The organism is Mycoplasmopsis gallinacea (assembly GCF_900660495.1).
GTDB classification, from domain to species: domain Bacteria; phylum Bacillota_I; class Bacilli_A; order Mycoplasmatales; family Metamycoplasmataceae; genus Mycoplasmopsis; species Mycoplasmopsis gallinacea.
The window spans coordinates 203,784-219,710 of sequence record NZ_LR214950.1; the positions used below are offsets into that span (position 1 = coordinate 203,784).

Sequence of the window (15,927 nt, forward strand, 5' to 3'; positions counted from 1 at the left end):
ACTCCTTGTTATGTAATTATTATTTCTTAGTTTTGTTTAAATGAATCAATTCTAATTGTGTATTTAATAGGTGCTTCAACTTCAAGAACATCACCTACTTGGTGTCCCATCATTGCGCTTGCAAGTGGGCTTACGTTAGAAATTTTTCCTTCAAATGGATTTGAATCGTGTGAACCCATGATAATAACAGTTTTGCTTTGTCCTGAATCTTCACCTTCAACAATTGTGAAAGTAACTTCACAACCAATTCCAACATATGCAGATTCTGCATTTTCAATAATTACAGCATTATCAATAATTTTTTCAAGTTCTGAAATTCTACCTTCAACAATACCTTGTCTTTCTCTTGCTGCATCATATTCAGCGTTTTCTGAAAGGTCACCTTGAGCACGAGCTTCTTTAAGAGCTGCTTGCACTTCTGGACGTTCAACGTTAATAAGGTGCTCGTATTCGTCTTTATATTTTTTTAATGTTTCTTGGGATAAATAAATTTTTTCTACATTTTCCATGTCTTACCTCTTTTAATAATTTGTAAATTAATTTTACTTTATTTTATTTTCAATTGTTTCACTTTTAACAATAAATAAAAATTTACTATCTAAATGTGAAATCTCTCATCTGATATCTGAAATGTAAAGATGGTTTTTAAGCGACTTAATTTCATGGTTAGCAAAAAGGTCAATTTTAGCAGCAATCATTCCGTTAGGCTTTAATTTTGAGTAATACTTATCAAATAATTCGTTAATATCTTTTTCAGTATTTGTAATTACTAAAAAATCAATCGCTTCATCTTTATATTCTTTAAATGAATGTGGAAATTCACTTGGAAATTGCTCTTTAGCTTTATCAATAGTAGCTAAATCTAAATCTGGATTAATAAAATACACATCTTGCTTAGTTTTTTGAGCTAACGCAGCATAAACAAATGGATCATTTTGCGCAATGATTAAAACATCTTTATATGAATTACGATAAACTGTGTTAATTAAAGCTTCAACATCTAAATCTTTTGCTTTTGACTTAAAAAATTCTTTAAGTTCAAAAGGCAGAAGTCCAACATCGTTTCTTAATGATTCAATTTGAATCATTGCTTCAGCTTTAGCTTTATCAGCATATTTTTTATTAATTTTATACACTGCAACTCTGGTAACTATGAAAATGACAACAGCTAATACCAAAGCAACTACTGCACTAATTATTAAAGCATTTCTGGTAGCTGGCGAAATGTTGTTTGAAGAAGTTCCTACTATTTCATTAGCTGTTTCTAATAGAATATTCATCTCATTTACCTCTGTAATAATCTAAGTAATCTTGCAAGATAATAACTGCAGCGAGCTTGTCTTTGTGTTGTTTTCTTTTTTGACGTGTCATTCCAGCGTTAATCATTACTTCTTCAGCTCTAATTGTGGATTTTTGTTCATTAACATACATAATTGGCAAATCAAAATTTTCTAAAAGCATTTTGCAAAAATCTTCTACCATAAGGGTTCTTTGACTTTTTTCACCACTGATTTTAAGTGGATAACCAAGGACAAATCCACCTATTTTATAGGTTTTTAAGTACTCTTTGATTTTATCAATGGCACTATTAAAATCATTTTCTTTAGGGAAAATAAAATTTTCAAGACCTGAAGCGATAATTTCACTTTCGTCAGTTATAGCAAAGCCGCAAGTTTTAGTTCCTAGATCAATTCCTAAAACTCTCATTTAATACCTTTAATAACTTCAGTTATATCTTCGCTTGAGCTAATTTTACCCATTGATAAAATTGCGTTTCCACCACCTCTACCGTTTAAGATAGCAAAAAGAGCTTGAGCAATTTTGTTTGAATCTTGAGCTTTAGAAGCTACTACAAGCATTTTTGAATCCCCTTCTGAAGAAGCAACTACTACTGCAAGCGGATTTTTTTCTCTAAGTGTTGTAGCAATTGTTTTAATGTGAGCTTTATCTAAGTTTGAAACAATAATAAATTCTTGGTTATTAATTGTCTCTTTAGATACATTTTCGTAATCAAAATCAACATTTGATTCTTTTTCTTTTAAAAGAGTTTTGTAATCTTCTCTAATTTTTTCAATTGCATTTTTAAGATAATCAATAGCTTCTTCTTTATCTTCAGGGATGTTAAGTTCAAAAGCATAATTTGAATTAAGTTTTTCATTTCTTTCGATAGCTTTATTAGCTTCTTCAATGAATTTGTTAAGTTCTTCTTCTAAGAATTCTTCAACTAAAATGTTTGAGCTAATTGCTCTTACCCGGTAAACTCCAGCAGCTTTTTTCTCTACGTTTGTAATTTTAAAGTTTTCCAGTTTAGCAGTATTTGAAAGGTGAGTTCCACCACAAAGGTCAGCAGTAATTCCTTCGAATTGAACAATTCTTACATTTTTAGGATCCATATATTCAGCTTCTTCTAAAGTCATGATTGCACCCATTTCTTTAGCTTTATCTGTGGTCATATTTAGGTAATTACGTTTAACATCTTTAGCAATGTATGAGCGAACTAATTTTTCAATTTGCTTAATTTGCTCATCGCTTGGTTTATTATCAGCTGGCATATCGAAAGTTAAACGTTCTTCATTATTATCTGAACCAAGTTGTTTAATTGAATCACCTAAAATAGTTCTTAAAGCACAGAAAAGAAGGTGAGTTCCACTGTGGTTTCTTTCAAGTCCTAATCTGATGGTTTCATCAACAAAACATTCAATAGGATCAAAAACATTTACTTTTCCTTCAACTTTGTGAATGTGATTTCCGTGTTTGTCTTTAAATACATCTAAAATAATGATTCTATTTCCGTTTTGAACCATATATCCACGGTCATGTTTTTGACCACCACTTGTAGCATAAAAAGGTGTTTGTTCTAAAATAAGGTAGCTAATTCCGTTAGAAGATTCAATATTTTTTTCAGTATCTAAAAGAGCTAAAACATTAGTTGTGTTATGGGTGTGTTCATAACCAATGAATTGATCCATTTTTTTAGTAATAAGGGCAAGTGAGTTAATTACCTTATCCATTCCTGAAACTTTAGCCCCCTTAGAAGCTTCAGAGTGACGCTTACGAGCTTCTTCGAATTGTTCATAATCAATTTTGATGTTATTTTCAGCTAAAATTTCGCTGGTAAGCTCAATTGGGAACCCATATGTTTCAAATAATTTGAAAGCTACATCACCAGGGAAAATTTTAAGATCTTCTTTTAAAAAGTCATTTAAGATTGCTTTTCCATTTTCAATAGTTTTTGAGAAAGCAAGCTCTTCATTTTTAATTACTTCAGCAATTGGCTTGGTTTCATATTCAAAAGGAAGTGAGTTTTTTACAACTTCTACAAGTTCATTTAAGAAAATTTCTTTATGAACTTTTAATTGCATTGCTTTATAAACACTTCTACGAATTAATCTTCTTAAAATGTATCCACGTCCAACGTTTGAAGGTTTAGCTCCATCAGCAATAGCATTAACAACTGTTCTCATATGATCAGCAATAACTTTAAATGAAGTGTTAATTTCTTTTTGCTCTTTATCATTAATAAAGTAGTTATTAGTATCATATTTATAATCTGTGTATTCTTCAATTTTAGCAATTATAGGTAAAAATAAGTCAGTATCATAATTAGTAGGAGCATCTTGCATAATTGACACAATTCTTTCAAACCCAGCACCAGTATCGATATTTTTTTGTTTAAGCTCAGTGTAATTTCCTTCACCATCTGAATTGTAGGTTGAAAAAACAATGTTTCAAATTTCAATGTAACGATCATTTTCAATATCTTCTTTTAAAAGTTCAATTCCACGTGAATCATACTTTTGTCCACGGTCATAAAAAATTTCAGTATTTGGTCCACAAGGCCCTGACCCTACTTCTCAAAAGTTTGTATCTTTAGTTCCTGGGATTAAATGTGATTCATCAAATCCATGGCTCATTCAAAGATTTTTAGTTTCTAAATCTTCATAGTAATAAGTAAAGTAAAGTTTAGCTGGATCTAATTTTAAATGCTCAAGTAAAAATTCAACAGCAAAAGCAATAGCTTCTTTTTTAAAATAATCACCAATTGAGAAGTTACCAAGCATTTCAAAGAAAGTATGGTGTCTTGCTGTTACTCCAACATTTTCAATGTCATTAGTTCTAATAGATTTTTGTGAGTTTACAAGTCTACGTGAAGGTGGAATTTTTTTGCCTGAAAAATAATCTTTTAAAGTAGCAACTCCACTATTGATTCATAAAAGTGATGGATCATTTTTAGGAATTAAATTTTGTGAAGGAACTAAAAAGTGATCTTTGCTTTGGAAAAAGTCAATTCACATTTGTCTAATTTGTTTTGAATTCATAATAACCTCTAAATATATGTTAATTGTTTATCATCTAAATAAACTTTTTCAATTACTGCACCACCAATGCATTTTTCTCCATCGTATAAAACAACTTGTTGCCCCGGAGTAACTGCTTGTGATTTTTCTGGATAGTATATTTTTACTTCATTGTTATCTAAAAGTTCAATGCTTACTTTAATATCATTTTGACGATATCTAAATTTAGCTGTTAAATTATTTGGATCATAATCAGTATTATTTAAATTTAAATTTGAAGCAATAAGCATATTCGAATCAAGATATTCGCTTCTAGAAGCAGGAGCTACATATAAAATATTTTGTTTCACATCATGACCGCACACATAATATGGCTCAGGCATACCGCCAAGGTTTAAACCTTTTCTTTGACCGATTGTGTAATAAAAGCACCCAACGTGTCTTCCAACTTTTTTACCAGTTGTTATATCCACAGTATCACCATCTTGAGCTGGAATGTAGTTTTGAAGGAATTGACCAAAGTTTCTTTCGCCAATAAAGCAAATTCCAGTTGAGTCTTTTTTATTAGCAGTAGCAAGTTCTAATTCGGCCGCAATTTCTCGAATTTTATCTTTAGTTAAATCTGCAAGGGGCATAATAACTCTTGAAAGTTGCTCATGTGAAAGCTGAGCTAAAAAGTATGTTTGATCTTTGTTTTGATCTTTAGCACGATAAAGATGTCCATTTTCAACTTTAGCATAATGACCCATAGCAATATAATCTGCACCAAGCTTTTCAAAAGCATATTTTGCAAAAGCATTAAATTTGATGTATTTGTTACATAAAATATCTGGGTTTGGAGTTCTTCCTTTTTTGTATTCTTCAATAAAGTTTTCAAAAACATTATCTCAGTATTCTTGAACAAAGTCAACTCTTTCAAGTTTGATACCTAATTTTTGAGCAACCTTAAGAGCGTCATTGTAATCTTGCTCTTGAGTACATACTTCTTGATTTAAATCTTTATTCCCTAAAATGTCATTGTTGGTAAAGCTATCTCAATTCCGCATATAAAGGCCAACAACATCGTAGCCTTGTTTTTGTAACAAGTATGCAGCTACTGATGAATCTACTCCACCACTCATTCCAATAACTACTTTTTTACTCATTATTTCTCCTTTTATAAGTAAAAATATATTTTTACTTAATTTTATCTTAATTTTTAAAATTGCGGGCGTGTTTATTATTTATTTTATCAAGTTTTTCAAAAATGGGTCTAAACAAAAAGTAGCAACTATAAAAATTGCTACTTTAAGGATTTTTAAGCATTATTTAAAAGTTTTTTCACTTTTTGTTTATATTTTTCAATATCAATTTTTTCAACCAAAAGATGATCAATTTTTCACTCTTTTAAAAGGTTATAAGTTTTATCTACAATTTCTTTATCATGAAGCTGTTTAAGGTGGTGTGTATCTGATTCAAGAAGAATTTTAACACCTTTTTTAGATACTATTTGTCAAAATTGCTCAATTGGATATTTATTTCTAAAAGCACTTCCAATCATTCTTGGACCTTTTCAAAATCCATTAATATTAAATCCAAGCGGGAAATCAAGTTCAAGTGCTAAATCGCAAATTTTGTTTGCAAGTTCTTCGCAATGCTCATCTCATTCAACATATGATTTCATATAAAAATCAGGGTGCACTGCATAAGCAAATAAACCAGTTCTCATCCCTGCGCTTAGCGAATCTCAATATCTTTGAAGCTCTTTTGCTGTATTGCAATTACGGTTATAGTTATTCTCTGGGTCTAAATTTTCCACAGCATGAATTCCTAAAATTAAATAATCCACATCTTCTCTTTGTAAAACTTGGCGATACCAAGAATCTTGATTTGGAAAATATTCACTTTCAAAACCAGTGTAAATTTTAATATTTGGATATTTCTTACGTGCTTTTTCAATATCTGCAATGTACTGATCCATTTCACTTAAATGCATACGTGAATTATCTTTAGAATCAAGTTCTCCAGGGTAGGGGATGTGATCTGAAATACCCACTTCTAAGTATCCACGAGCAGAGTATTCTTGTAAAAGATCATCAATTGTCACATCTGCATGTTTACATAAATAGGTGTGATTGTGGTAATCGTGTTTCATAAAATCCTTCCTTTTATCTTTTTATAATATAATTTGCATATGATTAGTAATATTAAAGAATCTTCACTTATTAAAAAGTTATTAGGTTATTCACATCGTGATACCAATTCAGGTCACATTGCAAAAACTTTACTTATAAATATTCATCAAATTGATAAATTAAATTCAAGCGAAATTGCTGAGCTTTGCGCCACTACTCAAAGTAGCATTAGCAAGTTTGTGAAAAAATTAGGGTTTTACTCTTTTAGTGATTTTAAAGGAGAAATTGTTAAGTATCGTAATAAAGTTCAACTTAGTAAAACTCAAGGATATTTAAAAAATCAAGAACTACTTAATAAAACAATTCACTTTGCTCAGTTATTGCTTAAATTTGATTTTACTAAAATCATTAACGCAATTAAAAATGCTAAGAAAATCATTATTAATGCTTCTGGTGGAGCTTTGAGAGTTTCTGATGAATTTACCACCCAACTTCAAAGAGCAGGATATAACGTTTTTTTACCTGATAGCTTTTCAAATCGCTACACACAAGCTATTGTCTCTGATGAAGAAACTTTAGTGATTTTTATTTCCAATTCTGCTACAACAATGGAAACCTTAATTCCAACTTTACTTTGCAAAAACAAAGGTTCAAAGATTGTAGCAATTACTAATAAAATTCCTAATGATTTTGCAAATGAATTAACTTTAAGTTTCCAAAAATTTAACTCAGAGCAAAAAATTGATCCATTAGATTTTCATTTATATTTAAATATTGTCTTTACTTATTTGCTTAATTTACTTTAAAAACCGCCTAAAAGGCGAATTAAGAACATAACGCAAGCTAAAGCACAAAGCAAAAAAACAAAAGGTAAATATTTCATGAAAGTTTGGTATAGCTGTCTTAAGTATTTTTCATTTTCATCTACTACGTAGGTGATTTTTTTCTTTTTTCGTAAGTAAAAGAGCAATGCAGCTACCATTATAAATAGAGCTGCAAATACCCCTGTAAAGATTATTATTCAAATCATTTTATTTTTTAAGATTATTCATAATACGGCTATAAACCATTGCTTTAGCACCAAAAACAGATTGCACTTGGTCACCGCTTTCAACTACACCCATTGCACCAAGCGCTTTAATTCTATCACGGTCCACTTTGTCTTTATCAATAACTGAAATTCTAAGTCTTGAAATGCAACTTCCAATTTCGGTCATATTTTCAAAGCCACCGTAAGCATTAATTAACTCTTTTGATAAATTAATGTCTTCTTCTTTTTCGTTTTTAAGAAGCTCATTAGTTTGCTCGCTTATTTGTTGAGTTTCTTCTTTATCTTTATTTGCTGTTTTTTCTCTAAATTCTTTTTTACTCATTAATTTAACTTCGTTTCCATTTCTACCTGGTGTACTTAAATTCATTTTAGTAATTAAGAAATAAAATATCACAAGATATTCAACAAAGAAGACAGGTCCAAGAACTCAAAGCATTCATACACGATCAATAATTTCGTATCCTGAAAGGTTGTAAATTAATCATGTAATAATTCCTTCACCAGTTCCTGAAACCATACCTGCACCTGCAAGATACATAAACATATATGTAAATCCAGTCATAAGAGCATGCACAAGTCAAAGCACTGGTGCTACGAAAATAAAGGTAAATTCAATTGGTTCTGTAACTCCTGAAAGCACAGCTGAAGATACAGCACCAAAGATAATTGGAGCAGCTACTTTTCTTTTATCTTTAGGCACAGCTAAAAACATAGCTACAGCAGCTCCTGGAAGAGCAAAGATATTAGTTGGATATGTTCCGTTTGAAATCATAGAATCTTGAGCGGTAATTCTTTGACCATGTTGAAGTTTAGCAAGTAAGATTGTGTAAAATCCGTTAAATGTTTCTTCTTTACCTTCAACAATGAATTTTCAAGTTCCACCAGCTGGTGTGTATCTTAAAATAGCATTTGGAACATTGTGAAGTCCAAATGGAAGAAGTAATCTGTTGGTAAATCCATATAAGAATGAACCACCAGCTCCCATTAATCTAATTCCTTGTCCCATTTTACCAATTGCATAGTAAATATATACTCAAATAGCATTAAAAGGCAACCCAATAATAAATGAAGTTAAAAAGGTTGCAACTGGAGAAAATTTAGCTCCTCCAAAGAATGCGATTGCTTTAGGGAATTGTAATCTGTATGTATATTTGTGAGTTAAATAACCGATATAACCAGCTAAAATACCACCAAGAGCATTTAAATTGAATGAATTTGAATATTTTCCAAACCGTTCAATTAATTCTAATTTCCCTACTTCTTTAGGGTCTAAAAGTGATTTTAAACTTGAATATTTTAAAAGCACATTTCCTGCAAAATAAAGACCAATTAAGGCACATATTCCACAAAGAGCTGAAGAAGCTTTTTCTTCTTTAGCAAGCCCAGCAGCAATACCAATTGCGAAAAGAATATCTAAGTTATAAATTGGAGCCATACCAATTAATTTAATAGCATTTGCAGCTGCAGCAAAATTAGCATCTTTCATTGCACCTGTTTTATTACCAGCAGAAATCATAATGTAACCAATTGCACCAATAATTGCCATAATTGGCAAAATTGAAACTGGTAAGATTAAACTTCTACCAAATCTTTCCAAACCACTACGGAACTTACTTCAAAAAGTTCTAAGCGGATCTGGGATAGTTACTTTTTTAATCATCAAAAACCTCCATAACTAAATTGTGCATAATTTTTGAGATTTTTTTATTCTTAAATAGAATAAAAAATATGAGCCAAGGCTCATATTTGAAATGATTTGTGTGTTAAAAGAAATTATTCAACAACAACGTCAGCACCAGCTTCTGCTAAAGCTGCACGGATAGGTTCAGCTTCTTCAGGTTTGATGTTTTCTTTGATTGTTGCAGGTAATGCATCAACGATTTTTTTAGCATCCATTAATGAAAGTCCTAAAAGATCTTTAACTACTTTGATGATTGCAACTTTTTTACCGTTGTCAGCTTTAAGAACAACTTTAACTGATGATTTTTCAGCTTCTCCACCTTCAGCAGGAGCTGCAGCAACAGCAACAGCAGCTGTAGGGTCGATTCCAAATTCTTCTTTCATTGCTTCAACAAGTTCCATAACTTCTTTAATTGACATTTCTTTTAATGATTCGATAAATGTTTCTTTTGTTAATTTAGCCATTATAAATACTTCCTTTCTTTTTTTAATGCTTTTTAACTTTTTTAGAATTTAATTATTCTGATTTTCCTTCACTTACAAGTTTAAGTGATAATGAAATTTGTGATAAAGGAGCCATCAATGAACGTGCAAGAATTGCAAGAGCTTCTTCGTATGAAGGAAGAGATGCAACTTGTTTAACACCTGCAGCATCAACAACTTTACCATCAAATGTTCCGGCTTTAATAACCATGATTTTGTGTTTTTTAGCAAATTTTACTAATAATTTAGCTGCACTCATTTCGTCATTTTGAGAAAATGCAAAAATGTTTGGACCAACTAAGTGTTCTGATAAATCAGCATATCCAGCTGCTTGAGCAGCAAGTTTAAATAAACGGTTTTTGTATACTTTAATTTCAACACCCATTGCTTTAGCTTCTTTTCTTAATTCACGAAGTTCAGCAACAGTAAGTCCACGATATTCAGCAAATGCAACAGCTTGTGAAGAAGCGATTTTATCTGAAATTTCAGCAACAACTTCTCTTTTTGCTAATTTGAACTTTGATTCTGACATTAACTGCCTCCTTTCAAATTATATTTGTTGCAATACAATAAGGAATGAGATACACTCGGTAACATATTAAGCCTAAGCCGTTACTGTCTTTATGTATTGCTTATTTATTATAATCAAAAAATTTTTATTTCAAAATGCTTTTTGAAGATTTTATAACCCTAGCAAAAGGTAATAAAAAGCTTGAAACACAATTAAAAATTATATTTCAAGTGAATTAAACCACTTATTTAAAGAATTATTTTTCGTTTTTGTATATTCCATAAAGTAATGCGTCAATTCCAAGTGTGAAAATTGCCTTTAGTTATCTCATAAAGAAGTATAAAAAATTCACCTCTTAAAAGAGATGAATTCATGATTGTGAGTAAATTATTTTGCCATTCTTGAACGAATAACGATGTAAGGCATTAAAGCCATAACTCTTGCTCTTTTAATAGCTGTAGAAACTTTTCTTTGGTGTTTTGCACATGTTCCTGTTTGAGATTTTGATTTGATGCTTCCTGTAGCAGAAACATATTTGTTTAATAATTCAACATTTTTGTAATCTACGTAGTGTGTGTTTGATTCGCAAAATTCACATACTTTTCTTCTTGGTTGGAAACCTTTTTTACGTTTGAAATTCATTTGTACTCCTAAAATATTTTAAATATTATTATAAGTCATCTTCGCTACTAAAGTGTTCACCAAGTTGATGATCAATTTCAGAGCTTTGTGAAACTTCTTCATTAAGTGTTACAGCTGGTGTACCAAAGCTATTTTGAGCTTGGTTATTATTTGTTCTTGGTGTGAATGTATTTCTTTGGAAATTATTTGATGATGAATTTTCTCCAGAATTTCCAAGTCTTTCATTAATTGATTGACGATTTTCTAAAATACGAATTCTTTCCACATTAACTTCATAAGATCTAACTAAAGTATTAGTTTGGTTTGATCTATAAGTGTTTGAATACAAACTCCCTTCAACAGCAACTAATGTCCCTTTAGGGATTCTATTAGCCATTAAATCAGCTGTTCCATTTCACCCTACAAGAGGAATAAAGTCAGTAACTTCATTATTACTATTTGAACTTCTACCGTAGTACTCACGGTTAATAGCAAGTGAAACACGTGCATAAGGCACTTGTGAGTTTGTGTAGTTTAACACAGCATTTGATGTTGTACGACCAATTAAAATAACTTTGTTCATATTGCCACCTTGTAATTTAAATATTCAATGAATTAGTTTTGTGAAGATTCTTCTTTGTTTTCTTTACGTGGTCTGTTGAATGTTCTTTTTGCACCTTCAACTGATCTGTTTCCATCTTTTTTGAAGTATGGTTTTTTGTTGAATTTTTTAACTTTTTTGTTTAAACCTTTTTCTGAGTCAAGGTTAATTGCAAGAAGTCTTCAAATTTCTTTTACGATATTTGAACGACGTGTAAGTTCTTGAACGCTTTTAGCGTCTTCTGTTTCTACGTTAGCAAGAACGTATTGAGCATGTTTTGATTTGTTAATTTCGTAAGCTAATTCGTTTCTCTCTAATTTTTCAGCTTTAACTGAGTTTTCACCGAATACTTCATTAAGTAAATCGAATGCAACTTTAACGTCAGCTTTAGGATCAACGATAAGCATAATTTCGTATTTTGTCATTTTTTCTCCTTCTGGTCATTCTGGGCAAAAAATTGCCAAGGAGTATTTTTCATTAAGTTAAAAATATACTCTTATATATTATAAATTAATAATGAAAATAACTAACTAGACCTATGTATTTTTTAAGGCCTATATTATAGACTTATTGGAAAAAACGGTCAAAAAATTGAAAACTAAATTTTTCTTTTTTAACTAGGATTGCGCATAGTGATTAACTAAATTTTTTCAATTTCATAAAAATTTGTGTATATTATATTGATATGAAAAATTTAGTTATTGTTGAGTCACCAAATAAGGTTCAAACCATTAAAAAATATCTTGGAAAAGATTATGAAGTGCTTGCTAGTGTAGGTCATATTTTAAAAATGAAAACTAGTGGACAATTTGGACTTGGAATTGATTTTGAAAATTGAGAACCTGAATATTCACTTGATTCTACTAAGAAAAAAGTAGTAGAACAACTTAAAAAAGGTGTTAAAGAAGCCGAGCATGTTTATATTGCAACTGACCCGGATCGTGAAGGGGAAGCTATTGGAGAACATCTTGTTAATTATTTAAAGATTCAAGATAAATATTCACGTTTAAAATATAATGAAATTACTGAAGAAGCTATTTTAAATGCTTTAAAACATGTTGGAAAAATTGATGAAGCTTTAGTTGATGCTCAAAAAGCACGGAGAATGCTTGATCGGATTATTGGATTTAGATTAAGTTACCTTATCAAAAACAAACTTAGCAATTCTCCAACTAATCCATCAGCTGGAAGAGTGCAATCAATTGCTTTAAAATTAGTTATTGATCGTGAAAGAATTATTCAAGCTTTTATTCCTGAGCAATATAGTAAATTAACAGCTATTTTAGCTGGGAGCAAATTAGAAGCTTTTTACTTTAACCCTGAAAATCCAAGCGAGAAAAAAGATTGAATTTTTAAACAAGAGCTTGATAGCCTTAAAACTTACTTTGAAAAAGCTGATAAAAAATTAACAGTTGCAGATGTTAAATCAACTGAAAGAAAAGTAAGTGCTATTCAACCATTTAAACAAGCTGTTTTATACCGTAAAAGTCCTTTTTCATCAGCTGTAACTCAAATTGCGGCGCAAAAGCTTTATGAAGGTTATGGAGATGGTGGACTTATTAGTTATCCACGTACTGATTCAACTCGTTTAAGTGATACTTTTGTGCGTCATGGACATGAATTTATTGCTAAAAAATGAGGTAAAGATTACATCTCTGAAGAAATTAAAGGTTTTAGCGGTGACCAAAACGCCCATGAAGCTATTCGTCCAACCAGCTTACATCTTGATCCAGAATCAGCTAAAGCACAATTTAGTGAAATGACTGAGCAAGAATATAAGTTATATAAATTAATTTATGAAACAACACTCCAAGCTTTAATTAAACAACCTAAGAGAATGAGCACATCTTACACATACATTAATGGTGAGTATCAATTTAGAAATAATTTCTCAAAAATTACTTATGATGGATATTATGTTGTAACAGGAATTCCTGCTGATGATATTGATCCAGGATTTAAAAAAGGTGATGTGCTTGATGTAGATAGTTTCGTTTTCACAGATCATGAAACTAAACCAATTCCTCGTTATAATGAAGGAACATTAATTGAAGCACTTGACGAAATTAAAGTGGGTCGTCCTTCAACTTTTGCTACTACAGTTAAGATTTTAAAAGATCGTCAATATGTAGAAACTAAAGAGGGAACACTTTGACCAACTGAATTTGGAACTATTGTTTTAGATAAGTTAATTAACTCATTCCCAAAAATCATTAATGAAGATTACACAGCTAAAGTCGAAGAAGAACTTGATCAAATTAGTGAAGATAAACTTGAAAAAAATACAGTTATGGAAGATTTCTGAAAACGCTTTGAAGAAAGTTATAAAGAAGCTTCTGAAACAATGGAAAAAACAACTTTAAAAGTAACTCAGCTTGATGAACCATGTCCAGATGATAATGGAATTTTGCTTGAAAGATTTAATAAAAAAGGACAAAAATTTATAGGATGTAAAAACTTCCCAAATTGCAGATATACTCGAAGTATTGAAGGTGAAGCGCAAAAAACATTCAAACGAAGTTTTTATAAAAAATCTGCTTCTAAATAATTAATAATTGCCCACATACCAATTTTTGGTATGTGGATTTTTTATACTTTTTATAACATCATTTATAGTAGTAAAATTACATTCAAACCTGAGTTTCCAAGTTGAGACACTATAAAAAACGAATACATCTATAAATAAGGTGTATTCGTTTTTTATATTTAAAATTACACACATAGAATTAACTCATACATGCGATAAAATCTTTATAAATTTTTATATTTTCTTTGTGGTTTTCATCCAAATCATTAATTATTTCTTGTACCACTTTTCCATTTACTTCTTTTTTTGTTATAGTCATCATTCTTAATGAATCCACAAATAAATCTAACGTCACTTTTTGTATTTCTCCATTGATTTCATAATATTTCTTTAATTTATAAAGACAGTATTTTAAAACAACAAGAGCAATGAAACATAATAAAAGATGTGCAAGTATATGCTGTTCATTATGAACAAAAACAGGTCTAACTTGTAAAGAAGATTTTAATGTTCTGAAATTTTCTTCTACTTTTCATTGTTTTCTGTAAATTTCATTAGCTTTTTCTGGTGTTAAATCTAGAATATTGGTTTCAATAATGTAAAAACCATCTTCAGATTCTTTTTTCTTAATTTTCTCTCAATTTAATTTACCCACTGTTTTGCCATCAATGTCCATATATTTCTTTTTATATTCTGGAACTAAAGAACTAAGTGGCAGTTCTCCATTTACAGTTTTCTTATTCAATTTATCAATAAAATTATTTCTTTTTAATTTATCTAAAGTCTTTTTCCCAGGACTGAAAAACACACATCATTTTCTGTATTTACCATTAAATCTATTTTTATTTCAAACAGATTCAACAATTTGTTCTTTTCAAAACATTTCATCTCTAAAAACATAATGTTTGTCTTCAAGAATGAATTTTTTCATCCCAATACTTAATGTATCTAATCTTTTTTGGAATATATATTTAATTCCTTTTTGTTCTAGGAAACGTAAGTTTGCGTTGTTATTTATTCCACGATCTGCAACTATTGTAATATCCTTTATTTTATAGATTGATTGAAGTTCTAAAACGAAGGATAACATTGTTTTACCATCAGCCGTGTTACCTGGGAAAACTTTATAGTGTATTGGTATTCCGTTTTCGTCTACAGCCATTGCTATGACTACTTGATCTTCATTGTGTTTTCCGTCTTTTGAAAAACCGTTTTTTCTCATCCCTTCTCTTGTAAAGCTTTCAAAATAAACTGTTGTGTTATCGAAGTGAATAACTTTATTATTGCGATTTGTAAATTCATTTATTTTTTGAAATAAATTGACTAAAACAGAGTTCTTATTTTCAAAAATAACATCAAGATAGTTATATATTGATGATTTTTTAACATTAATATCATTTATAAAATCGCTTTTATTTTTATATTGTGACATATAGCTTCTTGGAAGGATAATTCTAGTTGCTATGAAAAATTCCAAAACCTCTTCTAACGATTTATGTTTACTTTTTGGCAATACTGAAAATAAATCTAATTCTTTAATAACTTTATAAATTAAATCAACTCCAATATTTTGGATACTTGTTTTTACAGAAGTGGGTTTTAATAATTTAAAAAATTCTTCTTTTGCAATAGCTTTATCTAAAGATGTATCTACTTTTTTTGCTATTTCTTTCATATCTTCAATTGAAGATAATCCATACTTTTCTTTGATATCTTCTCAGTATCCTAGACCAACCTGATTTCCATAACCTTTTTTAAAACCTTTAGAAATAGCTAAAACTAAATAATATTTTCCATTTTGTTTTTTCTTGCATAAACTGTAACTCATGCTCTTATTATATCATTTTATGTGTGTAATGTAAGTAAAAAAACATTTTTTTCTTTAGGTCATATATCTTTGATATATGTATAAAAAATAAGCCTAAAAAATAGGCTCAACTTGGAAACTCAGGATCATTTATAGTAGTAAAATTACATTCAAAAATTTGTTTTATTACAAGCTAATTAAAAACAAAAGTAGTTAGCAAAAATATCAAAAATA

At 29.8% G+C, this 15,927-nt stretch carries 15 protein-coding genes; 2 read left to right on the forward strand and 13 right to left on the reverse strand.

Translation table 4 applies throughout. The annotated features are described in order from the left end of the window. Positions 1 to 26: 26 nt before the first annotated feature. From greA to EXC51_RS00720, 6 genes are all read right to left on the reverse strand, one after another. A complete protein-coding gene (gene greA / locus EXC51_RS00695; protein WP_129620063.1) occupies positions 27 to 509 on the reverse strand; it encodes a transcription elongation factor GreA in 483 nt (160 codons plus the stop codon). Between the two features lie 33 nt (positions 510 to 542). After that, positions 543 to 1,280, reverse strand: a complete 738-nt coding sequence (locus EXC51_RS00700; RefSeq protein WP_129620064.1) for a BC85_0335 family putative methyltransferase — start codon at positions 1,278 to 1,280, stop codon at positions 543 to 545. After that, complete coding sequence (gene ruvX / locus EXC51_RS00705) at positions 1,255 to 1,707, reverse strand: Holliday junction resolvase RuvX (RefSeq protein ID WP_129620065.1); 453 nt, start codon at positions 1,705 to 1,707, stop codon at positions 1,255 to 1,257. Before ruvX ends, EXC51_RS00700 begins: the two co-directional genes overlap by 26 nt. Beyond that, positions 1,695 to 4,319, reverse strand: a complete 2,625-nt coding sequence (gene alaS / locus EXC51_RS00710; protein WP_129620066.1) for an alanine--tRNA ligase — start codon at positions 4,317 to 4,319, stop codon at positions 1,695 to 1,697. The genes ruvX and alaS overlap by 13 nt, the downstream gene beginning before the upstream one ends. Before the next feature lie 8 nt (positions 4,320 to 4,327). Then, positions 4,328 to 5,443, reverse strand: coding sequence for a tRNA 2-thiouridine(34) synthase MnmA (mnmA, locus tag EXC51_RS00715; protein WP_129620067.1), 1,116 nt, complete (start codon positions 5,441 to 5,443; stop codon positions 4,328 to 4,330). Positions 5,444 to 5,595: 152 nt separating this feature from the next. Continuing rightward, complete coding sequence (locus EXC51_RS00720) at positions 5,596 to 6,432, reverse strand: histidinol-phosphatase (protein WP_129620068.1); 837 nt, start codon at positions 6,430 to 6,432, stop codon at positions 5,596 to 5,598. Positions 6,433 to 6,471: 39 nt separating this feature from the next. Here EXC51_RS00720 and EXC51_RS00725 point away from each other — a divergent pair, with 39 nt between their 5' ends. Next, positions 6,472 to 7,218: a MurR/RpiR family transcriptional regulator gene (locus EXC51_RS00725; protein ID WP_129620069.1), complete on the forward strand. Its 747-nt coding sequence runs from the start codon at positions 6,472 to 6,474 to the stop codon at positions 7,216 to 7,218. A gap of 225 nt (positions 7,219 to 7,443) precedes the next feature. On the opposite strand, the gene EXC51_RS00730 is transcribed toward EXC51_RS00725, so the two are convergent. From EXC51_RS00730 to rpsF, 6 genes are all read right to left on the reverse strand, one after another. Beyond that, positions 7,444 to 9,123: a PTS transporter subunit EIIC gene (locus EXC51_RS00730; RefSeq protein ID WP_129620070.1), complete on the reverse strand. Its 1,680-nt coding sequence runs from the start codon at positions 9,121 to 9,123 to the stop codon at positions 7,444 to 7,446. A 113-nt stretch (positions 9,124 to 9,236) separates the two neighbouring features. Continuing rightward, positions 9,237 to 9,608 (reverse strand): 50S ribosomal protein L7/L12, encoded by a 372-nt coding sequence (gene rplL, locus EXC51_RS00735; RefSeq protein ID WP_129620071.1) that lies wholly within the window; start codon positions 9,606 to 9,608, stop codon positions 9,237 to 9,239. A 52-nt stretch (positions 9,609 to 9,660) separates the two neighbouring features. Then, positions 9,661 to 10,158 carry a 50S ribosomal protein L10 gene (gene rplJ, locus EXC51_RS00740; RefSeq protein WP_129620072.1) on the reverse strand — a complete coding sequence of 166 codons (498 nt, stop codon included), beginning with the start codon at positions 10,156 to 10,158 and terminating at the stop codon, positions 9,661 to 9,663. A 366-nt stretch (positions 10,159 to 10,524) separates the two neighbouring features. Then, positions 10,525 to 10,779 carry a 30S ribosomal protein S18 gene (gene rpsR, locus EXC51_RS00745; protein ID WP_129620073.1) on the reverse strand — a complete coding sequence of 85 codons (255 nt, stop codon included), beginning with the start codon at positions 10,777 to 10,779 and terminating at the stop codon, positions 10,525 to 10,527. A gap of 28 nt (positions 10,780 to 10,807) precedes the next feature. Beyond that, the gene (locus tag EXC51_RS00750; protein WP_129620074.1) at positions 10,808 to 11,341 is read right to left on the reverse strand and encodes a single-stranded DNA-binding protein; all 534 of its coding nucleotides are present in this window, start codon (positions 11,339 to 11,341) and stop codon (positions 10,808 to 10,810) included. A 32-nt stretch (positions 11,342 to 11,373) separates the two neighbouring features. Further along, on the reverse strand, positions 11,374 to 11,784 hold the full coding sequence (gene rpsF / locus EXC51_RS00755) for a 30S ribosomal protein S6 (protein ID WP_129620075.1): 411 nt from the start codon (positions 11,782 to 11,784) through the stop codon (positions 11,374 to 11,376). Positions 11,785 to 12,044: 260 nt separating this feature from the next. Between rpsF and topA the strand changes: the two genes are divergently transcribed. Continuing rightward, positions 12,045 to 13,907 carry a type I DNA topoisomerase gene (gene topA, locus EXC51_RS00760; protein ID WP_129620076.1) on the forward strand — a complete coding sequence of 621 codons (1,863 nt, stop codon included), beginning with the start codon at positions 12,045 to 12,047 and terminating at the stop codon, positions 13,905 to 13,907. Between the two features lie 178 nt (positions 13,908 to 14,085). On the opposite strand, the gene EXC51_RS00765 is transcribed toward topA, so the two are convergent. Continuing rightward, complete coding sequence (locus EXC51_RS00765; RefSeq protein ID WP_129619975.1) at positions 14,086 to 15,714, reverse strand: IS1634 family transposase; 1,629 nt, start codon at positions 15,712 to 15,714, stop codon at positions 14,086 to 14,088. Between the last annotated feature and the right edge of the window lie 213 nt (positions 15,715 to 15,927).